Raw genomic sequence first — 26,472 nt, forward strand, 5'->3', positions numbered from 1 at the left:
CGATCCCGGTTGTGCGCTACCAGGTCGCCGCGCTGGGCCTGGCGGGCGGTACTCACGTGCGGAAGTCCCCCTACGATCCCCAGCTGCTTGACATCAAGTTCTTCGACTCGCGCGGACTCGAGGTGGCGCCGGACAAGGAAAAGGCTATGGAGCGCCTGTTCTTCATGGAGGACTTCGAGCGGGCGCCGATGGACGGCATCGGGACGCTGTCCTTTCCCCACGCGGGCACGGACAGGTACCGGGACGGCCTGCTCGGCTCAGTGGACCGCGACGTGGTCCGCCGGGCCGGCCTGCGGATGGTCCTCGACTACGCCTTCGGCTCCGCGTCGTCGATCTTTCCCTCCGTGCTCGGCGCGCTCGGGGTCGAGGTCATCTCGCTCAACGCCTACCTGGACGAGACGAAGATCTCCAAGACCGCGGAGGAGTTTCAGCGCTCGCTGCACCAGCTGTCCAACATCGTCCGCACGCTCGGGGCCGATCTCGGGGTGCTCCTCGACACTGGGGGCGAGAAAGTGTTCCTGGTCGATGAGAAGGGCGAGATCCTCGCGGGCGACCTGGCGCTGGCCTTAGTCGCGCTCCTCGTGATGCGCACGCGGCCGTCCGGCCGCATCGTGGTGCCGGTCACCGCATCGCGGGCGGTCGAGCGGATGGCCGAAGAGCACGGGTTCCAGGTCACGCGCTCCCGCGGGACCGCGCGGGCGCTGACCGAGGCCGCTTTGGCGCCCGACGTCGCCCTGGTGGGCGAAGAGCTGGGCGGGCTGATCTTCCCGAGCTTCCACCCGGCGTTCGACGGAATGTCGGCGGTCGTGCGGATCCTCGAGATGATGGCGCGGCTCGACGTGCGGCTGCATCCCCTTACGCGCGAAGTTCCCGAGACTTACGTCGCGCGGCTCGAAGTGCCGTGCCCGGACGAGCGGAAGGGCGCTGTGATGCGGCGGCTGATCGAGGCGACCAAGGGCGGCAGCGTCGAGCTGATCGAGGGTGTGCGCGTGAGCATGGGTGATGACTGGGTGGCGGCGATTCCGGACGCGGACCGAGCGACGTTCCATGTGGTGGCCGAGTCGGCCAATCGGGATCGTGCCCAGCGGCTGGCGGAAGAGTTCCGCGACCGCATCACTGGTTGGAGAAAGGAGCCTGCGTGAAGAAGGCGACCATGAAGAAGCCGAACCCCGGAGCCGTGCAGGAGTCGAGGAGCCGGGCTGGGGGTGCCGGGCAGGCGAAGGTCAAGGAGCGTATCGACGTGGCGCTGGTGGCCCGGGGTTTGTGCGACAGCCGCGAAAAAGCGGCCCGCCTGCTCCTGGCTGGCGCCGTCACGGTGGACGGAAAGCGCGTGGACAAGCCCGGCGTCCTGGTCGCCCCGAGCGCAGACCTGCGCGTGACCGCGCGGCCGAAGTTCGTGAGCCGGGGCGGCGACAAGCTCGTGCATGCCCTGGACGCCTTCGCCGTCTCGCCCAAGGGGCGGGTCTGTATCGACGTCGGCGCGTCCACGGGCGGCTTCACGCACTGCCTGCTCGAGGCCGGCGCCTCTCGCGTGTACGCGGTGGACGTGGGGCAGGGACAGCTCGACGCGTCCCTGCGGGCCGACGGACGCGTCGTGGTGATGGAAAAGACGAATGCCCGCCAGCTGCCCGCGGACGCGTTCCCGGACGCGCCGGGGCTCGCCACCCTCGACGTCTCCTTCATCTCCCTCGAGAAGGTCCTGCCGTCCGTGTTCGCGGTGCTGACGCCCGAGGGGGAGGCGGTGGCGCTGGTCAAGCCGCAGTTCGAGATCGGCAAGGGGCTGGTGGGCAAGGGCGGAGTGGTACGAGATGCCGCCCACCACCGGACGGTCGTCTCCCGTGTCGCCCGCTTCTGCGTCCTGCACGGTTGGCACGTGCGGGGCGTGACCGCGTCGCCGCTCAAGGGGCCCAAGGGCAACCGCGAGTTCTTCCTCCATCTCACGCGCGCGGGCCGCACCGCGCCCGACCTCGACGCGCTCATTGCCCGAGCGGCGGAATCCGCCGAACCCGCATGAAGCGGATCGGCGTCGTCGCCAAGACCGACCGGGCGGATGCCCGTGAGGTCGTAGAGCGACTGCTCGCCTGGTGCGCGGAGCGAGGGCTCCAGCCGGTCCTCGAGAAGGAGACGGCGGGGCTCTGCCCGGACAGCCAGGCGGCGACTGCGCGAAAGCCCGACCTGCCGGGCCAGGTGGACCTGCTGCTCGTGCTGGGCGGCGACGGCACGCTGCTCTCCATGGCTCGGCTCGTTGGCGACCTGAGCGTGCCCATACTCGGCGTGAATCTGGGCGGCTTGGGCTTTCTGACGGCCCTGACCAAGGAGGAGCTCTTCCCGGCTCTTGAGGCTTTTCTCGCGGGCGGGCTCGTGATCGAGGAGCGCGTGATGCTCGCCGCACAGGTGTGGCGCCACGGAGAGCGGCTCTCGGAGTACGTCGCGCTCAACGACGTGGTGATCACCAAGTCGGCGATGAGCCGCATCATCAACCTGGCGGTGTCGGTGGACGGGCAGTTCGCCACGGCCTACCGCGCCGACGGGCTCATCATCTCGACACCGACGGGCTCCACGGCCTATTGCCTTTCGGCGGGCGGCCCTATCGTCTTCCCGACCATGCCCGCGGTCGTGCTGACGCCGATCTGCTCGCACACGCTCACGAACCGTCCGATCGTGCTGCCCGCTGACCAGCGCATCGAGGTGACGCTCCAGTCCGACCAGGACGTGATGCTCACCATCGACGGGCAGGTCGGCTTCGCACTCAAGGAGGCCGACGTCGTGGCGGTCCACCAGGCGGTGGCGCGCATCCGGCTCCTCCGCTTCCCGCAGAAGCACTTCTTCTCGGTGTTGCGGACCAAGCTCAAGTGGGGAGAGCGCTAAGGTGGGAAGCCGGTGACGCCAGCCTGTGCCCCCGGGGATACGTCTTGAGCCCCCCCGGGGATACGTCTTGAGCCCGAAGTCCCCCGCGTCGTAGCATGGCGTCCGCGATGCTCCGCGAGCTCGCCATCCGGAACCTCGCCGTCCTGGAGGAAGCGCGTGTCGTCTTTGCGCCGGGGCTGAACGTCCTCACCGGCGAGACCGGGGCCGGCAAGTCTATCGTCATCGACGCCCTTCTCCTGGTCCGCGGCGCCCGCGCCCAGCCCGATCTCATCCGCACGGGCGCCGAGTCCGCCTCGGTGGAGGCCGTGTTCGATATCTCCGCCACGGGCCCGGTGGCGGCGGCGCTCGACGAGGCCGGGCACGCCGCCCCCGACGGCCAGCTCGTCGTCAAGCGGGAGCTCTCCCGATCCGGGCGGCATCGGGTGTTCGTCAACGACTCGGCCGCGACGGTTGCGCTCCTCGAGCGCCTCGGCGACCTCTTGGTGGAGATCCACGGCCAGCACGAACACCAGCGGCTCATGGAGCCCCTGCGCCAGCTCGACGTGCTGGACCGCTTCGCCGGGTGCGAGGAGACGCGGACGAAGCTGGCCGCGTTCTGGCGCCGATGGGAGACGGCGCGGACTGAGCTCGTCCGCATCCGCGACGACGCTCGCGAGGGGGCCCGCAAGCAGGAGCTCTACCGCTGGGAGATCTCCGAAATCGACGCGGGCCAGCTCCGCGAAGGCGAGGAGGACGAGCTCCGCGCGGAGCGCCGGCGGCTCCAGAACGCCGAGCGGATCTTCGCCGGCCTTCAGGAAGTCATGGGGCTCCTGCACGAGGACCCACAGGCGGCCGGCTCGGGAATCGGCCGCGCCGCCGCGTTGCTTCGGGAGCTTTCGCGCTTCGACCCCGACGTCGCCACGCCCATCGAGGCGCTCGAGGGGGCACAGGCCTATGTCGAGGACGCCGTAGCGCGGGCGCGCGGGCTCCGCGACCGTGCGGTCTTGGATCCGGACCGGCTGAGGCAGATCGACGAGCGCCTCGACGCCATAGGCAACGTCAAGCGCAAGTACGGCGAGACCGCGGCTGCCGTCGCCGCCTACCGGGAGGAGATCGCTCGGGCGCTCGACCGGATCGAGCGCCACGACGCCATCGCCGAGGAGATTGAGCGCGAGGTGGCGGAGGCGGCCACGAGCGCGGCGCGGGCGGCGGCGGTCCTGTCGGAGGCCAGGGTGGAAGCGGCGCAGCGACTCGAGCGGCTGATCCAACGCGAGCTGCGCTCCCTCGGCATGGAGCACGCGCGTTTCCGCTCGCCATTGAAGCGCGAGGTGGCTGGGGAGGGAGACCTCTCGAGCGGGCCGGGCGGCTGGCGCCTCGGTGTCCGGGGGGCGGAGACGGTCGAATTCCTTCTGTCGGCCAACCCTGGAGAGGAGCTGAAGCCGCTGGCGAAGGTCGTCTCGGGCGGCGAGCTGTCGCGGACCATGCTCGCGATCAAGACCATCCTCGCGGCGGCCGAGGATGTGCCGAGCATGGTCTTCGACGAGGTGGACGCCGGCATAGGCGGGCGCGTCGCCGACGCGGTGGGACAGAAGCTCCGTCAGACCGCCGCGGGGCGCCAGGTGCTGTGCGTGACGCACCTCGCCCCGATCGCCGCCTATGCCGAGCACCACCTGCTCGTGGAGAAGCGCGTGGCCAAGGCTGCCACGCGGACGACGGTGACTGCGCTGGATGCGGGCGGCCGTGTGGAAGAAGTCGCGCGGATGCTGGGCGGTGAGCACGTGACCGAGGCCTCGCGGCGGCACGCGCGTGAGCTCCTCCGGGCCGCTCGACCAGCCGGGTAGTGTAAGATACATCGTATGCTGAACGTCCTCGTTCGCGCGGTCTTCGGCACCAAGCACGAGCGCGATGCCAAGCGCATGCGTCCGGCGGTCGAGGCCATCAACGCGCTCGGCGGCGATCTCGAGCGTGTCCCGGACGCCGCCCTCCGGGCCAAGACCGACGAATTCCGCAAGCGGTTGGCCGACGGCGCGCAGGTGGACGATCTCTTGGTAGAGGTCTTCGCCGTGTGCCGCGAAGCCGCGCGGCGGACGGTCCGGATGCGGCACTTCGACGTCCAGCTCATGGGCGGGATGGTGCTGCACCAGGGCACGATCGCGGAGATGGCGACCGGTGAAGGCAAGACGCTCGTCGCGACGCTGCCGGCCTATCTGAACGCGCTGCCGGGGCTTGGCACGCACATCGTGACCGTCAACGACTACCTCGCGCGCCGCGATGCGCAGTGGATGGGCCCCATCTACCACGCGCTCGGGCTCGGCCTGGGTGTGATCCAGCACGAGGTGTCGTACCTCTTCGACCCGGCACACGTGTCACCCGACATCCGGCTGGCGGGACTCAGGCCCTGCACGCGCCGCGAGGCATACCACGCCGACATCACCTACGGCACCAACAACGAGTTCGGCTTCGACTACCTCCGCGACAACATGCGCTTCGGCCTCGAAGACATGGTCCAGCGCGAGCACCACTACGCCATCGTCGACGAGGTCGACTCCATCCTGATCGATGAGGCCCGGACCCCGCTCATCATCTCGGGCCCGGCCGAGGGCTCGACCGACCGCTACTACAAGATCGACCGAATCATCCCGAAGCTCACGCGCGCGGCGACGATCGTGGAGGGCAAGCTCTCCGAGATCGAGGCGCAGGCGCCGGGCGACTACATCGTGGACGAGAAGTCGCGGGCGGTGTCGCTGACCGAGCAGGGCATCTCGCACTGCGAGAGGCTCCTGAACGTCGACGACCTCTACGACCCCTCGCAGATGGACGCGCTCCACCACATCAGTCAGGCGCTCAAGGCTCATGCCCTCTTCAAGAAGGACGTGGACTACGTGGTCAAGGACGGGCAGGTCATCATCGTGGACGAGTTCACCGGGCGGCTGATGCCCGGACGCCGCTGGTCGGACGGCCTCCACCAGGCGGTCGAGGCCAAGGAAGGCGTCAAGATCGAGTCAGAAAATCAGACCCTTGCCACCATTACGCTCCAGAACTACTTCAGGATGTACGAGAAGCTCGCAGGGATGACCGGGACGGCGGCGACGGAGGCCGACGAGTTCGCCAAGATATACAAGCTCGACGTCACGGTCGTTCCGACCAACCGGCCTATGTCCCGCGTCAACTACCCGGACGTGGTCTACAAGACGGAGCGGGAGAAGTTCGACGCGGTCAGCGCGGAGATCGCCGCGTGCCACGAGAAGGGCCAGCCCGCGCTCGTCGGCACGGTCTCCATCGAGAAGTCCGAGCACCTCTCGCGGCTCTTGAAGAAGCGCGGCATCCCGCACCAGGTCCTCAACGCCAAGTACCACGAGCGGGAAGCCGAGATCATCGCGCAGGCCGGCCGCGAGAAGTCCGTCACGATCGCCACGAACATGGCGGGACGGGGCACCGACATCCTGCTGGGCGGCAACCCGGACTTCCTGGCCAAGGAGCTCCTGAGGAAGAAGGGACTCGACCCGGCGCTGGCGCTGCCTGAGGCCCGCCAGACCGCCTGGGAAGAAGCCAACAAGGTCACGCAGCCCGAGCATGAGCGCGTCGTGAAGCTCGGGGGGCTCCACATCATCGGTACGGAGCGTCACGAGTCCCGGCGAATCGACAACCAGCTGCGGGGCCGATCGGGGCGGCAGGGCGACCCGGGCTCCTCGCGCTTCTACCTGTCCCTCGAGGATGACCTGCTCCGGATCTTCGGCTCCGAGCGCATCCAGCGCATCATGGAGCGGCTGGGGATGGAGGAAGGCGAGCCCATCGAGCACAAGCTCGTCACGCGGGCCATCGGCACCGCTCAGAAGCGCGTCGAGACGCGCAACTTCGAGATCCGCAAGCATCTCCTCGAGTACGACGACGTGATGAACAAGCAGCGAGAGATCGTCTACGGCCTCCGCCGCGACATCCTCGAGGGCGAGAGCCAGGAGGACCGGATCCTCGAGTGGACGGGGGAGGTCGCGGAAGGCATCACCGAGCGGTTCGCGGCCCGCGACGTCCATGTTGACGACTGGGACCTACCCGGTCTCAACGAAGCGCTCTACCGCCAGTTCGACCTGCGCCTGGGCGGCGAGAAGACCGAGGGCGCGGTGGAAGCCGGGTCGGCCGAGGCTCTCAATGCGGCAGTCCAGGAGGCCGTGGAGGCGCTGTACCGGGAGCGCGAGCAGCAGGTGGGGCCTGAGCTCTTGCACCGGCTCGAGCGCTGGATCCTGCTGGGACTGCGCTGGGAGGACGGCGAGTTTCGCGGGATCGACCAGCTGTGGAAGGACCATCTGCTGAACATGGATCACTTGAAGGAGGGCATCGGGCTTCGCGGCTACGGCCAGCGTGACCCGCTGACCGAGTACAAGAAGGAAGCCTTCGACATGTTCCAGGAGATGATGGACCACCTGAAGGAGGTCGTGCTCGAGCAGCTCTTTAAAGTCCGGATCGGCAGCGCGGATCTTGCCCCCATGCCCGGCCCGGCGCCGGCCGCAGTCCGGGAGCCCAGGTGGCGCGAGATCCACGGCACCAACGGGGAAGCCGCGCCCAGTGAGCCCCGCATGCTGGCCGGGGCAAAGGTCGGGCGCAACGAGCCGTGTCCTTGCGGGTCGGGCAAGAAATACAAAAAGTGCTGCCTTCTCAAAGGTGTGTGACCTGCTCCGACGAGTAGCCTGCTCCGGGAGCCCCGCATCTAGTGCTCCGGTGGTCCTCAACCCCCTTCATATGGGGTTTTCCCTTGTGCGTCCGACCCTGGCCGTGTTATCTGTGAGTGCCGGAGTCCGGCAACCGTATGCGCCTCGAACAGATCGTCATACAGGGCTTCAAGTCCTTCGCCGAGAAGACGGAGGTCCCGGTCTTTCCCGGTGTGACGTGCATCGTCGGCCCAAACGGCTGCGGAAAGTCCAACGTCGCCGACGCAGTGAGGTGGGCGCTCGGCGAGCAGAGCCCGAAGATCCTGCGCGGTCATAAGATGGAGGATGTGATCTTCCACGGCTCCTCCTCGCGCAAGGCCGTGGGGCTGGCCGAAGTCGGCCTCGTCTTCAACAACGACGGCGGGCTCAACGTGCCGTGGAGCGAAGTCGGCGTGGCCCGCCGACTCTACCGAACCGGCGAGAGCGAGTACCTTCTCAACAAGGGTGTCTGCCGCCTCCGGGACATCCAGGACCTCTTCGCGGGAACCGGCGTCAACCCCAAGGCCTACGCTCTCATGGATCAGGACCGGCTCAACCACGTCCTGACGGCCAAGCCCTGGGAGCGGCGCATCTTTATCGAGGAAGCGGCCGGCGTCGCGCGCTACAAGCAGCAGCGGGCCGAGACCCAGGGCAAGCTCGACGCCACCCGCCAGAACCTGCAGCGCGTCCGCGACGTCATGGACGAGGTCAAGCGACAGGTCAGCTCCCTCGAGCGCCAAGCGAAGAAGGCCCAGCAGTACAAGGTGCTCCATCAGGAGAGGCAGGCCCTCGACCTGGCCATGCTGGCGGCCGACTACGCCGGGCTGACGGCTGCGCATGGGGCGCTGGTCCAGGAGGGCGCCAGGCTCCGCCGGGAGGAAGACGAGCGGCGGGTGGCCATCGCCCAGATCGAGGCCCGCGAGGCGACGCTGCGCGCTGCGATACAGGAGAGCGAGTACCGGCTGGCGGATCTCAGGCAGTCTGCGCAGAAGTTCCAGGGCGAGGTCGAGCGCCTGCTCGAGCGGCGCGAGCAGATGGGCGCGCAGATCCGTGAGATGGGGGAGGAGGAGCTGCGGCTCGGCGAGGAGATCCGCTCTCTCGCCGAGCGCCGAGCCGAAGTCGGCCTCAAGCGCGAGGACGTGATCCGAGCCCTGGGCGAGGCGCGGCAGCGCTTCGCCGGGCTGGACCGGCAGGTCAAGGAGCTCGAAGCCGATCTGGAGATGCGGCGGGCCGAGCTTGGCAGGCGCCGGGAGGCCGTCGAGGCGCTGCGCCTCGAGCAGATCCGCGTAGCCGGGGACCGCGCCGAGCTGACGCGTTCCGCGGGCGAGCTGCGGGAGCGCGGCGCCCAGCTCGAGCGTCGGCGCGAGCGGCTTGAAGCGGAGACGACGTCGGCTCGGGGCGAGGCCGACGCGCTGGCGGCGGCGCGGCGTCACCTGGAGCGGAGCTTCGAGCAGACAGGTGTCCAGCTCTCCCTGCTGACGGGGGAGAGGGAGCAGGTCGAGCAGGAGCTCGTCCGGCAGGGAGTCATGCGCGTTCAGGCGCAGGAGTCGCTGGCGGCGCTCCGGGTGACCATCGCCGCGAAGGAGTCCGCCCGCGAGGCGCTGGGTCGGCTCGAGCGCGAGCGCGAAGGCTACGGCGCCGGGGTGCGCTCGCTGTTCTCACCGCAGGCGGCTTCGTCCGTGGCCGGCGTGGTGGGCACGGTCGCGGACCTGCTCGAGGTCCCGCCGGGTCTCGAGCCGGCGGTTGAGGCGGTGCTCGGCGACCGCCTCCAGTGGGTGATTGTCGAGCGCTTCGAGCATGCGCGGGCGGCGCTGACCTATCTCGAGCGCGAAGGCGCGGGCGCGGCGACGCTCCTCGCCCTCGAGACGCTCGCTCCCGCACGCAGCGCCGGCGAAGGGCGCAGCGACGACAAGGACGTCACCTGGGCGGATCGCCTGGTCGGCGGGCCGCGGCCCGAGCTGGTCCGACACCTGCTTGGGGGCGTCGGAGTCGTCGGGCACCTCGACCTGGCCGAGGCCCTGTGGCGGCGCGACGGAGCCGTGGCGACGTATGTCACGCGGGCCGGCGAGGTGCTGGCCCCGACCGGGGCGCTGACGGGCGGTCGTCGACACAACGAACGGCAGGCCAATGACCATTCCCTTCTCGGAAGGAAGCGAGCGCTGCGCCAGCTGTCGGAGGAGTTGGGCGAGCTCGCCCTCCAGGCGGAGGAGGCCCAGCGGCGGTTCCATGCGCTGGACCGTGAGGTCGAATCGCTGCGGGGCCGCCAGGAGGTCTTGCAGGTCTCCGTCCACGCTCAGGAGACGGCCCGGCTGAGCGGCGAGAAGGATATCGAGGCCGCGCGCCGCGAAGCCGAGCGAGTGCTGCGCCATCTCGAAACACTCCAGGCCGAGGGACGCCAGCTCTCGGGCGAGGCGTCGACGGCGGCGCGCGAGATCGAGGCGCTGGAAGGGCGGCTGGCTGAGGTGGCGGCCCGCGAGACAGCCATCGAGCGGGAGATGACGGCGCTGCGGCAGAGCCTCGAGGCCGACCAGGCCGGCGAGGCGTCCATCGTGGTCGCCGCGACGTCCTGTCGTGTCGACCTCGCCACCGTTCTCGAGCGCGTCGAGGCGCTCGGACGCGAGATCGACAGTCTGAGCGAGCTTGAGCTCGAGTTTGGGGCGCGTCTCGAGGAAGCCGGGAGCCGGCGCGCCCAGATTCTCGACCGGCGCCAGGACCTGACGCGGGAGCAGGGCCGGACAGACGAGCGTGCGCGCGAAGTCGGGGCGGAGCGCGACCGCAAGGAGCGGGATGTCGCCGTGCTCGCGGAGGAGCACGGGCGACGGCTCGACCTGAGGCAGACGACGGAGAACGAGCTCCGCGAGGCGCAGCGGCGGCTCGACGGCTTGGTCTCGCGGATTCACGAGCTGGACCTGAAGGAGACGGAAGGGCGCGTCCGCCGGGAGGAGCTTCTCCAGGAGGCCGGGCGCCGCCACGCCGTCGACGGGGCGGAGACGCTGCTCGCCGCTCACGATCCGACTCGGGACATCGAAGCCGGTAAGATCCGCTACGAGGATCTCGGCGCCAAGCTCGAAGGGATGGGGCCCGTCAACCTCGTGGCGGACGACGAGTACCGGGAGCTCCAGGAGCGGCTCGAGTTCCTTCGAAGCCAGCACGACGACCTGGTGCAGTCCATGAAGGATCTCGATCGGGCGCTCCGCGGCATGACGCGGACGGCGCAGGAGCGCTTCCAGGAGGCCTTCGAGGAGATCAACCGGCATTTCGGTGAGATCTTCCAGCGGCTATTCGAAGGCGGACGGGCCGAGTTGCGCATGGTGCCGCCGGAGGAAGGCGAGGATGACCCGCTGGAGCTGGGCGTCGAGCTCATGGCCCAGCCGCGCGGCAAGCGGCTCCAGGCGGTGACTCTGATGTCGGGCGGGGAGCGGGCGCTCACCGGCCTCGCCCTCCTGTTCGCGATCTTCTACTACCGGCCGAGCCCATTCTGCGTGCTCGACGAGGTGGACGCCCCGCTCGACGACGCCAACATCCACCGGTTCATCAGGGTGTTGCGGGAGCTCTGCTCCCAGACCCAGTTCATCGTCATCACGCACAATCGCAAGACCATGGAAGCCGCCGACGTGCTCTACGGCGTCACCATGCAGGAGCCAGGGCTCTCCCGCCTCGTTTCCGTCAAGCTGACCGAAGCCTAACTCCGCCCCCGCTTTGACTCTTTGGCCGCCCAGGGCGTAGACTGCCCTGGAGGTGTCATGAGCTCTCTGGGAATTCGTCTGCGCGAGCTTCGCGAGGCCAAGGGTGTGTCGCTCGACAACATCGCGCGCTCCACTCGGGTCGGGCGAGGGCACCTCGAAGCCCTCGAGTCCGACAGGTTGGATGAGCTGCCTTCGCCGGTCTTCGTCAAAGGCTTCATCCGGGCATACTGCGAGTTCCTCGACGCCTCACCTGACGAGGCGCTGGGGCTGTACCGCGAGGCCGCCGGGAAGACCGTGAAGCCGGAGCGAGTCCAGAGCGCCACGCTGACGAAGCCGTCCCGCCGCGTCGGGCCGCTCATGGTCAGCCTCGTCCTCTTCATCGCACTCGGCGCGAGCCTGTTCGCGCTTCGAATGGGGCTCAAGAGCTCCCCGCGCCCGGCGCCGGCCGTGTCGGGGCCTGCGCGGGGCAACCCCGAGAGCGTAGCCTCGTCGACGCCCGCCCCCGCCACATCCTCGACCGCCGTGCGCGTACAGCCGGCGCCCGTTCCGGCGGGGGAGCCAAGGCCCGCAGGGCAACGGCTCCTGATTCGCGCCGTGGAGCCGACGTGGATACGGGTGCAGGTGGATGAGGGGCAGGTGACGAAGGAGCTTTTGCAGGCGGGCGCGGTCCGCGAATGGACAGCCGCGCGAAGGTTCGTCCTCACCGTGGGCAATGCGGGCGGCCTCGAGGTCGACCTCAACGGGCGACGGATTCCGGCGCTGGGAGCCAGGGGCGCGGTCATCCAGAGACTGGTGCTGCCGGCGGAAGCCCAGCGGGCGGGATCGTAGTGGGCTTCCTCGGCGCCTTGGCCGATCGCCTGAAGCAGGGGCTTGAGCGCTCGCGCCTGACGCTGAACCAGGGGCTCGACGGCCTGCTCTCGGCGGGCAGGGTTGTCGACGAGGTCATGCTTGAGAAGCTCGAGGAGGTGCTGGTCGCCTCCGACCTCGGGGTCCGTGAGGCGGCCGAGTTCGTGTCGCGCGTGCGGGCCGAGGCCAAGCGCACGGGGGCGCTGTCGGGACAGGACGTGCGCGCGCTCCTGCGAAGGTTTCTCGAGGAGGCCCTGGCGGGCGCGGCAGCGCCGCTCAACGTGGACGGAGCGCCGAGCGTCATCCTGATGCTGGGGGTCAACGGCGCGGGCAAGACCACAAGCACGGGCAAGCTTGCGGCGACGCTCCGCGCGTCGGGCAAGAGCGTCCTGCTTGCGGCAGCCGATACCTTCAGAGCGGCGGCGGTGGAGCAGCTCGAGGAGTGGGGGCGCCGGGCGGGCGCGGAGGTCATCCGTCAGGGCGCGGGCGCCGACCCAGCGGCCGTAGTCTTCGACGCCGTGAAGGCCGCGGCGGCCCGCGGCGTGGACGTGCTCCTCGTGGACACCGCCGGCCGCCTCCATACGAAATCGAACCTGATGGACGAGCTCGCCAAGCTCAAAAAGGTCGTAGCCCGGCAGCTGCCGGGGGCGCCGCACGAGTGCCTGATGGTGCTGGAGGCTTCGACCGGGCAGAACGCCTTGGCTCAGGCCAGGCTCTTCCACGAGGCGGTAGGGCTGACGGGGCTCGTGCTGACGAAGCTCGACGGCACGGCCAAGGGCGGCATCGTGGTGCGCATCTACCGCGAGCTGGGGGTGCCAATAAAACTCATAGGAGTAGGGGAACAGGTGGAGGACCTCCAGCCCTTCGATCCGAAGGCGTTCGTGGACAGCCTGATCTCCCCATGAAGACGGACGCCGCGCTCAGACCCGAAGACTTCCGTTGGATGGGGCGCGCTCTTGAGCTCGCCGGGCGCGGCGTGGGCATGACCTCTCCCAATCCCGTCGTGGGCGCCGTGCTCGTGGCGGCGGACCGCGCCGTCGGGGAGGGCTTCCACGCCCGAGCGGGCGCAGCCCACGCAGAGACGGAGGCGCTCGGACAGGCGGGCGCAGCGGCCCGCGGCGCGACGCTCTACGTCACGCTGGAGCCCTGCAACCACACGGGCCGGACGCCGCCGTGCGTGGAGGCGATCAGGGTTTCCGGTGTCAAGCGGGTCGTCGTGGCAACGCGCGATCCCAATCCCCGGGTATCGGGCGGTGGAGCCGCCGCGCTGTCCCGGGCCGGCGTCGAGGTGACGGTCGGCTGCCGCGAGGATGAGGCGATAGCCCTCAACCGCGTCTTTATCATCGCGGCTCGGCGCGGCCGGCCTCACGCCACCCTCAAGTGGGCCGCGACGCTGGACGGCGCGACCGCCGACGCTCGGCGAGCGTCCCGCTGGATCACCGGACCCGAGGCGCGGCTCGAGGCGCACCGCATGAGGAGCCGAGCGGATGCCATCGTCGTCGGGATAGGGACAGCCCTGGTCGACGATCCCGGTCTCGACGTGCGGCTGGGTCATCCCTGGCCACGCGAGCCCTTTCGGGTCGTCGTCGACAGCCGAGCGCGTCTCCCGGTGTCGGCACGTCTCATCGGAGCGGGCAAGCCCGAGCGCGCGCTCGTGGCAATCACGGACGCCGCCGACCCGGAGCGCCTCGGCAACCTCGAGACGCGAGGGGTCACGGTGCTCAGGTGCAAGTCGCACGAGGGTCATGTTGACGTGCGCGACCTCGTATCTCGGCTCGGTGCCCTCGACGTAGGCGGGATCCTCGTGGAGGGGGGCGGCACGCTTGCCTGGGCCTTCCTCGAGGCGGGGCTCGTGGACCGCGTCGTCGCCTTCACGGCTCCCAAGCTCCTCGGGGGCGCGTCTGCGCCCAGGGCTCTCGAGGGCACCGGCCTGCTCCTGCCGGAGGCGATTCGGCTCGAGGGAATCTGTGTCCGTCCTATCGGGACGGACTGGATGATGGAGGCGGATGTCGTGCACCAGGGCGTCAAGGCCTGATATGTTCACGGGCATCGTCGAAGAGACGGGCCGGGTGCTGCGCCGCACCGGCGCCCGGCTGGTGGTCAGCGCGGGCGCGACGCTCGACGCCACGCAGGTGGGCTCGAGCCTCGCGGTGAGCGGCGTCTGTCTGACGGCCGTGGAGCTGGGTGCCGACTCCGTCGGCTTCGACGTCGGGCCCGAGACCCTCGCCCGGAGCGCCCTCGGGGATCTCTCGCCCGGAGACGAGGTCAACCTCGAGCGCCCCATGCGGCTCGACGGCTTCGTAGGGGGGCACCTGGTCCTTGGACACGTGGACGGCGTCGGGGTCATCGAGGCGGTGGAGAGGGAGGGAGAGACGGCGCGGCTCAGAATAGAATGGCAGGACCCGGGGCTGGGCCCGCTTCTGATCCCGAAGGGCTCGGTTGCGGTGGACGGGGTCAGCCTAACTGTCGCGGTCCTGGGGGCGAAGGCTTTCGAGATCATGGTGATCCCGCATACACTGGAGCGGACGACGCTGGGCGGGCTGAAGGCTGGCCGGCGGGTCAACCTGGAAATGGACGTAATCGGGAAGTACGTGCTGCGCGCCCTGAGCTTGAGAGAGGAGCGACGGTGACGACCGAGAGTAGGCGGGAGTTCGCGAGCATCGAGGAGGCGGTGGGAGACATCCGCGCCGGGCGGATCATCGTGGTGGTCGACGACGAGGACCGGGAGAACGAAGGCGACTTCCTCATGGCGGCCGACAAGGCCACGCCCGAGGCCGTCAACTTCATGATCGTGCACGGGCGGGGCCTCATGTGCATGCCCATGCTGGGCGAGCGGCTCGAGGAGCTGCAGATCCCCATGATGGTCAACGACAACACCGCGCCGCTGGGGACCGCCTTTACGGTGAGCGTGGACGCGCGGCGCGGTGTCACCACCGGCATCTCGGCGTACGATCGCGCGGTCACCATCCGCACGCTCGTCAATCCCCTGTCGCGCCCCGACGATCTGACGCGCCCCGGGCACATCTTCCCGCTTCGGGCTATGCCGGGCGGGGTCCTGCGGCGGGCGGGGCACACGGAGGCGGCCATCGACCTGGCGCGGCTTGCCGGCAGCGCACCGGCCGGCGTCATCTGCGAGGTGCTCAACGACGAGGGCGGCATGGCGCGGGTGCAGGACCTGCTCTTCCTGGCGAAACGCCACGGGCTCAAGTGCATCACGATCAAGGACCTCATCGAGTACCGCATCCAGAAGGAGAAGCTCGTGCGGCGGGCGGCAACCACGCAGCTGCCGACCGAGTACGGAGATTTCACCTGCATCGCCTACGAGACCACGGTGGACGACCGCCTCCCGCTGGCCCTCGTCATGGGCGACGTGTGCAGCGACGACCCCGTGCTGGTGCGTGTCCACTCGGAGTGCCTGACGGCCGACGTGTTCGGCTCGCGCCGCTGCGACTGCGGCTCGCAGCTGCACAAGGCCTTGGCCATCATCGAGCGCGAAGGGCGCGGCATCCTCCTGTACATGCGTCAGGAGGGGCGGGGGATCGGGCTCTTGAACAAGCTGCGCGCGTACGAGCTCCAGGACCAGGGTAAGGACACCGTCGAGGCCAACCACGTCTTGGGCTTCCAGGCCGACTTGCGCCACTACGGCATCGGCGCGCAGATCCTCGTCGATCTCGGCGCGAAACGCCTGCGCATCCTCACGAACAACCCGAAGAAGATCGTCGGGATCGAGGGCTACGGGCTGCAGGTGGTCGAGCGCGTGCCGATCGAGATTCCGCCCACCGAGAGCAACAAGCGCTACCTGATGACCAAGCGCGAGAAGATGGGCCACCTCTTCTCTTCGCTGCCTGATTGAGATGGCCGGAGCCGCCCCCGAGAGGAACCCGAACAAAACATCCAGGCACGGCGCCCGCCGAGCGCCCACGGGTCGCTTCGCCGTCGTGGCGGCGCGATTCAACGAGTCGATCTCGAAGAAGCTCGCCGACGGAGCCGTCTGCGCGCTCGAGGCCGGCGGCGTGGCCGGCGAATGCGTCGAGGTCCACTGGGTGCCCGGCGCGTTCGAGCTTCCGCAGGCGGCCATGGCGCTCGCGCGGACGGGCTGGTATGCCGGCATCGTCTGCGTCGGTGTGGTGATCCGGGGCGAGACCCCGCACTTCGATTACATCGCGGGCGAGGCCGCCCACGGGCTGTCGAGGGTCGCGCTCGAGACCGGGGTGCCGGTGAGCTTCGGTGTGATCACCGCGCTGACGGAAGCGCAGGCGTGGGAGCGCGCCGGAGGCGCCGTCGGCCACCGCGGCGAGGAGGCGGCACGGGCGGCGCTCGAGATGGCGGGCTGGATGCGGGGGCTCAAGGCCGGCCGCGCTCGCCCGCGCCGGCGCTGATGGGCAAGCGCCGCAAGGCCCGCGAGCTGGCGTTGCAACTGCTCTACCAACTCGATGTCCAGGGCGAGGGCTCGCCAGGGCCCCACCTCGACGAGTTCTGGACGCGCCACCCCGTGGACGTCGAGGTGCGCGAGTTTGCCGAAGCCCTGGTGCGCGGGACCAAGCTCCACGAGGCGAAGATCGACGAGCTGATCTCCCAGTACGCGCAACACTGGGAGCTCGAGCGGATGGCGGTGGTGGACCGGAACATCCTCCGCGAGGGCATCTTCGAGATCCTGTGGGCCGGCGACGTGCCTCCGAAAGTCGCAATCAACGAGGCGCTCGAGGTGGCCAAGAAGTTCAGCACGCAGGAGTCGAGCCGCTTCATCAACGGGATCCTCGACCGCGTCCACAAAGAGCTGCGGCCCTCCGGCTGAGGCCTGCGTGCGATACGCGGTCCTCTCCGACGTGCACGGCAACCTGGAAGCTCTGTCGGCCGTGCTGGCCGACGCGGCTTCCGAGGGAGCCCTCGGAATTCTGTGCCTGGGAGACGCGGTCGGGTACGGCGCTGATCCCGCTCCCTGCATCGAGCTGTTGGGCGAGCGCTCCACGCGGATGGTCGCGGGCAACCACGAGCACGGCGCGTTGGGCTTGCTGGACGTCCGCTGGTTCAACGCAGCAGCACGTGCGGCGGCGCTCTGGACTCGCGACCGCCTGGGCGCGGACCACCAGAGTTTTCTCTCCGCGCTCCCCCTCGCATCGACGCTCGGCGAGGCGACCTGCGTCCACGCGAGCCCGCGGCGCCCGGAGGAGTGGGACTATCTCCTCTCGGCGGAGGACGGGTTCCAGGCGTTCGGCGACTTCGCGACGCGTCTGTGCTTCGTCGGGCACTCGCATCGACCGGGCGTCTGGTCGCTGGGCTCGAGCGGGCCGGAGTACGAGGACTTGGCCGGCCCGGCCTTCCATGATCGCCGCATCCCCTTCCACGACGGGCGGCGGTACATCATCAACGTAGGCAGTGTCGGGCAGCCCCGCGACCGCGATCCGCGGGCCGCGTACGTCCTATGGGACGAGGACGAGCGAAGCGTCACGCTTCGGCGCGTGATGTACGATCACAAGACGGCGGCGGCCAAGATCCTCCGAGCCGGGCTCCCGCGCGCGCTGGCCGATCGCCTCGCGCACGGGGTGTAGCCCGCTGCCTCTCCCCGGCCGCACGGCGACACGCAGGGCTGTCCTCACGTTGTCGGGGGTCGCCGGGGCCCTGGCATTCCCGACGACGGACTGGTCGATGCTGGCCTGGGTCTGGCTGGTGCCCGCCTTTCTCTGCGCTCTCGAGCGTTCGCCCAGAGAGGCCCTCGCCGACGGATGGCTGGCCGGCACGGCATTCTTTGTCGTGCTCCTTCGCTGGCTCGACCACACCTTCCAGAACTACAGCGCCATCCCGTGGCCGGTGACGTGGCTTCCGATCCTCGCGCTGGCGGCCTACTGCGGTCTGTATACGGGGCTCGTGTGCGCCGCCATCGGGCGCCTGCGCGGCCGTCTCGGCGACGGCTGGGCGCTCGCAGTGGCGCCCGCGCTCTGGGTGGCGGGAGAGTGGATCCGCGACTGGCTCATGGGCGGGTTTCCGTGGGGCCTGCTGGGCTACTCTCAGCACCTGGCGCTCCCGGTGATTCAGATCGCCGAGATCGGCGGTGTCTACCTCGTGTCGATGCTTCTCGTAGCCGTGAACGCCGCCATCGCGGGGCTCTGTGTTCTCGGCAGGCGTCGGGCGGCTCCGGGCCTCGCGTCGGTCGCCCTCCTGCTGATGGGTTCGCTTGCCTTCGGCTGGTGGACTCTCTCGCACGAGTTCGGCCCTGCTGCCGACCGCGCGCTGCGCTTCGTCGAGATCGCCGTGATCCAACCCTCCGTCGAGCAGAGCCAGAAGTGGGACCCCGCGTACCAGGCACAGACTCTCGACCTCTACGAGAGCCTGACGCGCCAGGCAGCCATGACGAAACCGGCCGTCATCCTCTGGCCGGAGACCGCCGCGCCTATCTTCCTTCGCGGCGATCCCGCCCTGCTCAAAAGGCTCGTGGCGCTGTCCCGGGAGATTGAAGTGCCGGTGCTGGTCGGCTCCATCGACCAGCTGACGGGCCCACGGGATCAGTTTCTGAACAGCGCTTTTCTACTGGGAGATCAGGGGATTACGGCCAAGTATGATAAGATTCACCTCGTACCGTTCGGCGAGTATGTACCCCTTGCCGGGATCTTCGGCTTTGTCAGACAGTGGGCGGAGTTCATCTCTGATTTCGCGGCCGGCAGCCGCCAGACGGTGTTCCCGCTGCCCGGGGCGCCATTCGGCACCGTGATCTGTTACGAGGTGATTTTCCCCGGTCTGTTCAGGGGCTTCGTGGTTGGAGGCGCGAGCTTCATGGCCAACATCACCAACGATGCGTGGTTCGGACGGACGAGCGGCCCTTGGCAGCACCTGGGCATGCTTGCGCTCCGCGCTGTCGAGAACCGAGTGGCCATTGCCCGGGCGGCAAACACGGGCATCTCGGGATTCCTGGGCCCGGACGGACGCGTGGGGCGGACGCTGCCGCTCTTGGAGCGCGGCTTCCTCTCCGCCCGGATCCCGCTCCGGTCGCGAACGACCCTGTACACGCGGTTCGGTGACTGGCTCGTCTACCTGTGCCTTGGGTTGTCCGCCGCGGCGTGGGCCGCCGCGGCCATCAGGAAGCCTGCGGCGCTAGGCAGGAAGCCTTCGGCGACATGTTAGGCGACCTGAAGCGCGACCTCGCCGAGGTCGGGAAGCGCGTGCTGGACCTTCGGGGGCACCTTTGACCTGGAGGCGAAAGAGACGCGCATCGCAGTGATCGACCAGGAGATGTCCGCCCCGGCCTTCTGGGAAGACAGCCGCAAGGCTCAGGCGCTCGTGCAGGAGCGCGCGGATCTGGCCAGGACGGTTGGACGCTTCAAGGATCTCGCGGGTCAGGCCGAGGATCTCCGCATGCTCTGGGAGATGGCGACCGAGGCGGGGGACGAAGGCGAGACCGCCGGTCTCGAGCAGGCGCTCTTCGCCCTCAGGAAGGATCTCGAAGCTTTCTCCGTCAAGATCGTGCTCTCTGGGCCCCAGGATCGGAAGAACGTCGTCCTCTCGATACATCCGGGCGCGGGCGGCACCGAATCCCAGGACTGGGCGCAGATGCTCATGCGCATGTACTTGAGATGGGCCGAGCGCACGGGGTTCAAGGCCGAAGTCGTGGATCTGCTGCCGGGCGAAGAGGCGGGCATCAAGTCCGCGACCATCGAGATCACGGGCGAATACGCGTACGGATACCTGAAAAGCGAGATCGGCGTGCATCGGCTCATCCGAATTTCGCCCTTCGACGCCTCGAAGCGTCGCCATACGTCCTTCGCCTCGGTGTCGGTCATCCCCGAGGTGGAAGACGTCGAGGTCGTCGTGAAGGACGAGGAGATCCGCGTGGACGTCTACCGCTCCTCGGGCCCGGGCGGGCAGGGAGTCAACACCGCCGACTCGGCCGTCCGGATCACGCACCTGCCGACGGGCATCGTGGTCGCCTGCCAGAACGAGCGCTCCCAGCTTCGCAACCGCGACACGGCGATGCGCGTCCTCAAGGCGAGGCTGTACCAGGTCTACGAGAAGAAGCAGCGCGAGGAGCTGGCGGCGCTGACGGGCGAGAAGAAGGACGTCGCCTTCGGCAGCCAGATCCGGACCTACACCTTCCACCCCTACCAGATCATCAAGGACCACAGGACCGGGGTCGAGATCGGCAAGGTCGACGCCGTCATGGACGGCGAGATCGACCCCTTCATCGAGGCGTATCTCGCCTCGGGAAAGTCGGGCTAGCGTGGCCGCCGCGCAGCCAGAGGGACCCCTGCCCGAGGCGCCCCAGCCGGAGACACCCAAGCCGGAGACACCCAAGCCGGAGACAAATGACCTCATTCGGCGGCGCCTCGAGAAGCTGGAGGCGCTTCGCGCCGGCGGGATCGACCCGTTCGGGCAGCGTTTCGCGGTCACGCACTGGGCAGGCGAGCTCGGGCGCCGCTTTCACGCCGCGGGTGACGACCTGCTCAAGCAGGCCGGCCCCGTGGTCGTCGCCGGGCGGGTGGTCGCGCTCAGGCACCACGGGAAGACCTGCTTCGCGCACCTGCGCGACCAGTCCGGGCAGATACAGCTCTACGCCCGGGTGGACGGGCTCGGGGAGCGCTACGCGCTGTTCACCAACCTCGACGTCGGCGACTTCATCGGTGTGACAGGGGAGCTCTTCCGAACGCGCACTGGCGAGTTGACCGTCGCCGTCCGGAGCTTCGAGTTCCTCGCCAAGTCGCTCCGGCCGCTGCCGGAGAAATGGCACGGGCTCAAGGACGTCGAGACCCGGTACCGGCGCCGCTACGTCGACCTCGTGATGAACCCCCAGGTCCGCGAGGTCTTCGTGATCAAGAGCCGGCTGATCCGCGAGATGCGCGCCTTTCTGGACGCGCGTGGCTTCCTCGAGGTCGAGACCCCGATGATGCAACCCATTCCCGGCGGAGCGGCGGCCAAGCCCTTCGTGACGCACCACAACGCGTTGGACATGGCGCTCTACCTGCGCATCGCCCCCGAGCTGTATCTCAAGCGCCTGGTTGTCGGCGGGCTCGACCGCGTCTACGAGATCAACCGGAGCTTCCGCAACGAGGGGATCTCGACGCAGCACAACCCCGAGTTCACGATGCTGGAGTTCTACCAGGCCTACGCGGACTATGAGGACCTCATGAGCTTGACGGAGGAGATGCTCGCGCATCTCGGGCGGGAGGTCCTCGGAGCGACCACGCTCCGGTACCAGGGCGAAGAGGTGAGTCTCGCGGGCCCGTGGCCGCGCCTGCCGTTCTTCGATGCGATCTCCCGGGCCATCGGCGCCGCCGTCGGCCCGGAGACCCCTGAGGCCGCCTTGCGGAAGGCGGCGGTGGCGGCGGGCGTGCCGGAGCCCAAGGCGGGGGCGGGCGCCGTCGGCCTGTGGAAGGACGTCTTCGACACGCTCGTCGAGCAGACCCTGGTCCAGCCGACCTTCATCACCGACTTCCCCATCGAGCTCTCGCCGCTGTCCAAGCGCAAGACCGGCAACCCGCGGTTGGTGGACCGCTTCGAGCTGTTCATCTGCCGGCGGGAGATCGCCAACGCCTACTCGGAGCTCAACGACCCGGTAGACCAGCGCCGCCGCTTCGAGGAGCAGGCACGCGAGCGCGAGCGCGGCGATGAGGAAGCGCACTGGATGGATGAGGACTTCGTCCGCGCCCTCGAGTACGGCATGCCGCCGACGGCAGGCGAGGGGATCGGCATCGACCGGCTGGCCATGCTCTTCACCGACTCGCCGTCGATCCGCGACGTGATCCTGTTCCCCCACCTGCGCCCCGAGCGCGGCCAGGCTGGCCAGCCCGCGCCCGACGATGAAGAGGGCGAGGGCTGATGCCCGGCCGAGGCCTCCCCTTCGAGCTGTTCCTGGCGCTCCGCTATCTCCGCGCGCGCGGACAGCGCGCCAACTTCTCGCTCTTCGTCTGGATCGGCGTGGGAGGCGTCTTCCTGGGCGTCAGCGCCCTCATCGTGGTGCTGGCCGTGATGACCGGGTTCCAGGACGGCATCAAGGACAGGATCATCGCAGCGAACCCTCACATCCTGGTCGTCGAGCGGGGCGGTCGCGGGGTCGCCGGGGCCTCGGAGGTCGCCTCGCGGGTGCGATCCATACGCGGGGTGCTCTCGGCCACGCCTTTCGTGGTCCAGCAGGCGCTGTTCACCAGCCAAGGCCGCGGCGCCACGGGCGGGCTCCTGCGGGGCGTCGATCTCGCGTCGCCGACCGTCCGGGCGCAGCTCGCGGGCGAGGTCAAGACTGGAAGCCTCGACCCGCTGCTGCGGGTATCGGGGGAGCCCGCCCTCCTGCTGGGACGAGAGCTCGCGAGGACGCTCGGCGTTGTTCCCGGCGATCACCTAACGCTCATCTCGCCCGAGAGCGCCATGACGGGGGTCGGCCTCGTTCCCAAGATGCGGCGATTCGAGGTGGCGGGTTATGTCGAGGTGGGGCTGTACGAGTACGACGCCTCATTGGCCTACACCGGGATCGCGGCTGCCCAGGAGTTCGCAGGGCTCGGCGACCGGGTCTCCGGGGTCGAGGTGAAGCTCGACGACCCCTTCGATGCCAAGAAGATCGGCCGGCGAATCGCCGCGGTCGTCGGGCCCGGGCTCTGGATCCGCGATTGGATGGGGATGAACCGCAACCTCTTCGCGGCGCTCCAGCTCGAGAAGCTGGCGCTCTTCGTCATCGTCACGATCATCGTGCTGGTCGCGGGCTTCGCGATCATCGGCCACCTGATCCTGCTCGTGGCGGAGAAGCGCAAGGAGATCGGCATCCTCAAGGCCATGGGCGCGAGCGCGGGAAGCATCGGGAGCGTCTTCCTGGCGGCCGGGATGGCGATCGGCCTCGTCGGCACGGTGGCCGGCAGTCTCTTCGGCCTGGCGTTGATCTGGGTCCAGAACACATACAAGATCATCCGGCTGGCCGGTGACGTGTACCAGATCGACCACCTTCCCATGAAGCTGACCGGGCTCGACTTCGCCCTCGTCACGAGCGCGACGCTGCTGATCTCGTTCCTGGCGACGCTGTCCCCGGCGCGCCGGGCCGCTCGGCTGGACCCTATCGAGGTGCTCCGGTATGAGTGAGGCGCTGGTCGCGGCGCGCGAGCTTGAGCGGGAGTACCGGGTCGGCCCCGAGACCGTGCGTGTGCTGCGGGGCGTGAGCCTGTCCGTCAACGCGGGGGAGAGCGTCGCCCTGATCGGCGCCTCGGGGGTCGGGAAATCGACGCTGCTCCATCTCCTGGGCGGGCTCGATCGCCCTACGGTCGGGCAGGTGCTCTTCGCGGGCGAGGACATGTACGCCCGCTCGGAGGGCGCGCTGGCCCGGCTCCGGCGCACCGAGATCGCGTTCATCTTCCAGTTCTACAATCTCTTGGGCGAGATGACCGCGCTCGAGAACGCGATGATGCCGGCCTTGCTCCAACGCCTGCCGGCCGCCCAGGCCCGGGAGCGCGGAGCCGCTGCTCTGCACGAGGTCGGGTTGGGCGACAGGCTCGGCCACCGCCCGGGCGAGCTGTCGGGCGGGGAGCAGCAGCGGGTCGCCATCGCCCGCGCGCTCGTCGCCCAGCCCCGACTGGTCCTGGCCGACGAGCCCACGGGCAACCTCGACCCCAAGACCAGCGAGGTGATCTGGGATCTCTTCCTGAGACTGCAGGCGGAACGGGGCCTGGCCTTCGTCATAGCGACCCACAACCACGATCTGGCTCGCAAGGCCGACCGCGGATACCGGCTGCTGGAGGGGCGGGCGGTCGCCTGGAGCTGAGGGTCGCGGAGGCCCTTTCCGGCCTCTCATCGAATTCGCGCACTTAGATCTCACCAAAGGGGCCCGAAGGAAGAAAATGCTAGGCCGACCGAGGACTTGGGAGGTATACTTTGCCCAGGTCAGGGTCGGGCTCAGGGGCGGTTCTAACCCTTAGAGAGCAGTGCTAACCCTTAGGGGGCAGTGCTAACCCGAAGTTGCGAGGGCTCCAAGTGTTCGAGAGATTTACGGAGAGAGCGCGGCGGGTCATCATCCTGGCGAGAGAAGAGGCGGGCCGCTTCCGCCATGATTTCGTCGGGACCGAGCACATCCTCCTGGGGCTCATCCGGGACGGCGAAGGGATCGCGACGGCCGTCCTCCAGCGCCTCGGCCTCAGGCTCGAGACGGTCAAGGCCGAGGTGGAGCGGGCGCTGGCCGGCTTCCCGAAGACCCTGACATTCGGCGAGGTGCCTTTCACGCCTCAGGCCAAGCGGGTCCTCGAGCTCAGCATCGAGGAAGCCCGCCAGCTCGGGCACAACTACATCGGCACCGAGCACCTCCTCCTGGGGCTCATGAAGGAGGGGCAGTCCATCGCGGCGAAGATCCTCGAATCCCTCGGTGCGCGCCTCGACGAGGTTCGCCAGGAGACGCTTGCGCTCTTGGGAGACCAGTACTACCCGCGTCCCAAGAAGCGCTCGCAGACACCGGTGCTCGACGAGTTCGCCCGCGATCTGACGCAGTTGGCCCGCGAGAGCAAGCTCGACCCGGTCATCGGGCGGGAGACGGAGATCGAGCGCGTCATCCAGATCCTCGCCCGGAGGACCAAGAACAACCCGGTCCTCATCGGGGAGCCCGGCGTCGGCAAAACGGCCATCGTCGAGGGGCTCGCCCAGCGCATCGTGGGCCACGAGGTGCCCGACGTGCTGGCGCAGAAGCGGCTCCTGCAGCTCGACCTGGGCGCCCTTGTAGCCGGCACGAAGTACCGCGGGCAGTTCGAGGAGCGGCTGAAGGCCGTCATGAAGGAGATCCGCCAGTCGGAGAATGTGGTGCTCTTCCTCGACGAGCTCCACACGCTGATCGGGGCGGGCGCCGCGGAAGGCGCGATCGACGCGTCGAACATGCTCAAGCCGGCGCTGTCGCGAGGCGAGATCCAGACCATCGGCGCGACGACGCTGGATGAGTACCGCAAGTACATCGAGAAGGACGGCGCGCTCGAGCGCCGCTTCCAGCCCGTTATCGTCCGCGCCCCCTCTGTGCCCGAGTCCGTGGAGATCATCAAGGGGCTGCGCCACAAGTACGAGGCGCATCATCGCGTAAAGATTACCGATGAGGCGATCGATGCGGCTGTGAAGCTCGCCGACCGCTACATCACGGACCGGCAGCTGCCTGACAAGGCCATCGACGTCATCGACGAGGCCTCCTCGCGCACCAGGCTGATGGCGCTGACCCCTCCGCCCGAGATCAAGGAGATCGGCAAGGAGGTCGAGCGCGTCGTCCGCGAGAAGGACATGTACCTGGAGGCCCAGGAGTTCGAGAAGGCCGCGTCTCTCCGGGAGAAAGAGAAGCTGCTCCGCGCGCGGGACGAGGAGATGAAGCGCGAGTGGGACAAGCGCAAGGGCAAGGGGCCCCAGACGGTCAGCGAGGAGGATATCGAGTACATCGTCTCACGCTGGACGGGCATCCCGCTGTCCAAGCTCGAGGAGAAGGAGTCTGCGAAGCTCGCCCGGATGGAAGACGCGCTCCACGGGCGCATCATCGGTCAGGAAGACGCGGTCGTCGCGGTGTCCCGCGCGATCCGCAGGTCGCGGGCAGGACTCAAGGACAGCCGGCGGCCCGTGGGATCCTTCGTGTTCCTCGGTCCGACGGGTGTGGGCAAGACGGAGCTGGCCCGGGCGCTGGCGGAGTACCTCTTCGGCGACGAAAACGCGCTCATCCGAGTGGACATGTCCGAGTACATGGAGAAGTTTTCCGTTTCGCGCCTGCTGGGGGCGCCTCCCGGCTACGTAGGCTACGAAGAGGGCGGTTACCTCACGGAGAAGGTGCGGCGCCGCCCGTATTCGGTCGTGCTCTTCGACGAAATCGAAAAAGCCCACCCGGATATCTTCAACATGCTGCTCCAGGTACTGGACGACGGGCGCCTGACCGATTCGGTGGGCCACGTGGTGGATTTCAAGAACACCATCCTGATCATGACGTCGAACCTGGGGACCAGCTTCATCGGCAAGCGGTCGGCCCCGGGCTTCCTGGCCGAAGGGGACGAGACGAGCTACGAGCGCATGAAAGAGAAGGTGCTGGACGAGTTGAAGCGCGCGTTCCGGCCGGAGTTCATCAACCGGATCGACGACATCATCGTGTTCCACGCGCTGTCCCGGGAGCACATCACTGCGATCGTGCAGCTCATGGTCGATCGCATCAACAAGCAGCTGTCGGACAAGGGCATCCAGCTCGAGCCCACCGGGGCTGCGCTGGACCTGCTCGTCCAGAGGGGATACGACCCGACTTACGGGGCGCGCCAGCTGAGGCGGACGATCCAAAAGTACGTCGAGGATCCGCTCGCCGAGGCGATCGTGCGCGGGCAGTTCGGGGACGGCGCGCGGATCGAGGTGGATGTCGAGGCGGGTAATTTCACCTTCCGCGAGATTCAGATCGCCGAGCCGAGGCTCGCGCTGGCGGAACGTTAGAGCGACACGTCCGAGACTGGACGGCCGAC

The 26,472-nt window shown here is 68.7% G+C and carries 20 protein-coding genes; all 20 read left to right on the forward strand.

Annotation, left to right across the window (positions count from 1 at the left end; translation table 11 throughout):
- Positions 1–1,142, forward strand: a 1,142-nt coding sequence (locus VGV06_02120) for a nucleotidyltransferase (protein ID HEV2053951.1), incomplete at its 5' end; no start/stop codon positions are given.
- Complete coding sequence (locus tag VGV06_02125; GenBank protein HEV2053952.1) at positions 1,139–2,014, forward strand: TlyA family RNA methyltransferase; 876 nt, start codon at positions 1,139–1,141, stop codon at positions 2,012–2,014. The genes VGV06_02120 and VGV06_02125, both read left to right, overlap by 4 nt.
- Positions 2,011–2,868 carry an NAD(+)/NADH kinase gene (locus tag VGV06_02130; GenBank protein HEV2053953.1) on the forward strand — a complete coding sequence of 286 codons (858 nt, stop codon included), beginning with the start codon at positions 2,011–2,013 and terminating at the stop codon, positions 2,866–2,868. Before VGV06_02125 ends, VGV06_02130 begins: the two co-directional genes overlap by 4 nt.
- A gap of 107 nt (positions 2,869–2,975) precedes the next feature.
- Entirely contained in the window at positions 2,976–4,688 is a 1,713-nt protein-coding gene (gene recN, locus VGV06_02135) for a DNA repair protein RecN (GenBank protein ID HEV2053954.1), read from the forward strand.
- A gap of 15 nt (positions 4,689–4,703) precedes the next feature.
- Complete coding sequence (gene secA / locus VGV06_02140; GenBank protein ID HEV2053955.1) at positions 4,704–7,511, forward strand: preprotein translocase subunit SecA; 2,808 nt, start codon at positions 4,704–4,706, stop codon at positions 7,509–7,511.
- 137 nt (positions 7,512–7,648) lie between these two features.
- Positions 7,649–11,215 (forward strand): chromosome segregation protein SMC, encoded by a 3,567-nt coding sequence (smc, locus tag VGV06_02145; protein ID HEV2053956.1) that lies wholly within the window; start codon positions 7,649–7,651, stop codon positions 11,213–11,215.
- A gap of 57 nt (positions 11,216–11,272) precedes the next feature.
- Positions 11,273–12,043: a RodZ domain-containing protein gene (locus VGV06_02150; protein ID HEV2053957.1), complete on the forward strand. Its 771-nt coding sequence runs from the start codon at positions 11,273–11,275 to the stop codon at positions 12,041–12,043.
- Entirely contained in the window at positions 12,043–12,966 is a 924-nt protein-coding gene (gene ftsY / locus VGV06_02155; protein ID HEV2053958.1) for a signal recognition particle-docking protein FtsY, read from the forward strand. Before VGV06_02150 ends, ftsY begins: the two co-directional genes overlap by 1 nt.
- A complete protein-coding gene (gene ribD, locus VGV06_02160) occupies positions 12,963–14,096 on the forward strand; it encodes a bifunctional diaminohydroxyphosphoribosylaminopyrimidine deaminase/5-amino-6-(5-phosphoribosylamino)uracil reductase RibD (protein HEV2053959.1) in 1,134 nt (377 codons plus the stop codon). The genes ftsY and ribD overlap by 4 nt, the downstream gene beginning before the upstream one ends.
- 1 nt (position 14,097) lies before the next feature.
- Positions 14,098–14,691 carry a riboflavin synthase gene (locus tag VGV06_02165; GenBank protein HEV2053960.1) on the forward strand — a complete coding sequence of 198 codons (594 nt, stop codon included), beginning with the start codon at positions 14,098–14,100 and terminating at the stop codon, positions 14,689–14,691.
- The gene (locus VGV06_02170) at positions 14,688–15,914 is read left to right on the forward strand and encodes a bifunctional 3,4-dihydroxy-2-butanone-4-phosphate synthase/GTP cyclohydrolase II (GenBank protein ID HEV2053961.1); all 1,227 of its coding nucleotides are present in this window, start codon (positions 14,688–14,690) and stop codon (positions 15,912–15,914) included. The genes VGV06_02165 and VGV06_02170 overlap by 4 nt, the downstream gene beginning before the upstream one ends.
- Positions 15,915–15,999: 85 nt before the next feature.
- Positions 16,000–16,440, forward strand: coding sequence for a 6,7-dimethyl-8-ribityllumazine synthase (gene ribH / locus VGV06_02175; protein ID HEV2053962.1), 441 nt, complete (start codon positions 16,000–16,002; stop codon positions 16,438–16,440).
- Entirely contained in the window at positions 16,437–16,856 is a 420-nt protein-coding gene (nusB, locus tag VGV06_02180) for a transcription antitermination factor NusB (GenBank protein ID HEV2053963.1), read from the forward strand. Before ribH ends, nusB begins: the two co-directional genes overlap by 4 nt.
- 7 nt (positions 16,857–16,863) lie before the next feature.
- Entirely contained in the window at positions 16,864–17,610 is a 747-nt protein-coding gene (locus VGV06_02185) for a metallophosphoesterase family protein (protein HEV2053964.1), read from the forward strand.
- A gap of 49 nt (positions 17,611–17,659) precedes the next feature.
- Positions 17,660–19,177, forward strand: a complete 1,518-nt coding sequence (lnt, locus tag VGV06_02190; protein ID HEV2053965.1) for an apolipoprotein N-acyltransferase — start codon at positions 17,660–17,662, stop codon at positions 19,175–19,177.
- A protein-coding gene (prfB, locus tag VGV06_02195; GenBank protein ID HEV2053966.1) for a peptide chain release factor 2 occupies positions 19,171–20,269 on the forward strand; the annotation gives its coding sequence in 2 pieces (ribosomal slippage) (positions 19,171–19,239 and positions 19,241–20,269; 1,098 coding nt in all). Before lnt ends, prfB begins: the two co-directional genes overlap by 7 nt.
- A 28-nt stretch (positions 20,270–20,297) precedes the next feature.
- Positions 20,298–21,866 (forward strand): lysine--tRNA ligase, encoded by a 1,569-nt coding sequence (gene lysS / locus VGV06_02200; GenBank protein HEV2053967.1) that lies wholly within the window; start codon positions 20,298–20,300, stop codon positions 21,864–21,866.
- Positions 21,866–23,110 (forward strand): FtsX-like permease family protein, encoded by a 1,245-nt coding sequence (locus VGV06_02205; GenBank protein ID HEV2053968.1) that lies wholly within the window; start codon positions 21,866–21,868, stop codon positions 23,108–23,110. Before lysS ends, VGV06_02205 begins: the two co-directional genes overlap by 1 nt.
- Positions 23,103–23,786: an ABC transporter ATP-binding protein gene (locus tag VGV06_02210; protein HEV2053969.1), complete on the forward strand. Its 684-nt coding sequence runs from the start codon at positions 23,103–23,105 to the stop codon at positions 23,784–23,786. The genes VGV06_02205 and VGV06_02210 overlap by 8 nt, the downstream gene beginning before the upstream one ends.
- Positions 23,787–23,995: 209 nt before the next feature.
- Complete coding sequence (locus VGV06_02215) at positions 23,996–26,443, forward strand: ATP-dependent Clp protease ATP-binding subunit (GenBank protein ID HEV2053970.1); 2,448 nt, start codon at positions 23,996–23,998, stop codon at positions 26,441–26,443.
- Positions 26,444–26,472: the final 29 nt, after the last annotated feature.

It is taken from the genome of Candidatus Methylomirabilota bacterium (assembly GCA_035936835.1).
Taxonomy (GTDB): Bacteria; Methylomirabilota; Methylomirabilia; order Rokubacteriales; family CSP1-6; genus AR37.

What these genes read in the sequence shown, in the direction of transcription:
- VGV06_02205 (HEV2053968.1), top strand. Translation starts at nt 21,866, where the DNA reads ATGCCCGGCCGAGGCCTCCCCTTCGAGCTGTTCCTGGCGCTCCGCTAT.
- VGV06_02165 (HEV2053960.1), top strand. Translation starts at nt 14,098, where the DNA reads ATGTTCACGGGCATCGTCGAAGAGACGGGCCGGGTGCTGCGCCGCACC.
- VGV06_02130 (HEV2053953.1), top strand. Translation starts at nt 2,011, where the DNA reads ATGAAGCGGATCGGCGTCGTCGCCAAGACCGACCGGGCGGATGCCCGT.
- smc (HEV2053956.1), top strand. Translation starts at nt 7,649, where the DNA reads ATGCGCCTCGAACAGATCGTCATACAGGGCTTCAAGTCCTTCGCCGAG.
- ribD (HEV2053959.1), top strand. Translation starts at nt 12,963, where the DNA reads ATGAAGACGGACGCCGCGCTCAGACCCGAAGACTTCCGTTGGATGGGG.
- secA (HEV2053955.1), top strand. Translation starts at nt 4,704, where the DNA reads ATGCTGAACGTCCTCGTTCGCGCGGTCTTCGGCACCAAGCACGAGCGC.
- VGV06_02150 (HEV2053957.1), top strand. Translation starts at nt 11,273, where the DNA reads ATGAGCTCTCTGGGAATTCGTCTGCGCGAGCTTCGCGAGGCCAAGGGT.
- recN (HEV2053954.1), top strand. Translation starts at nt 2,976, where the DNA reads ATGCTCCGCGAGCTCGCCATCCGGAACCTCGCCGTCCTGGAGGAAGCG.
- VGV06_02210 (HEV2053969.1), top strand. Translation starts at nt 23,103, where the DNA reads ATGAGTGAGGCGCTGGTCGCGGCGCGCGAGCTTGAGCGGGAGTACCGG.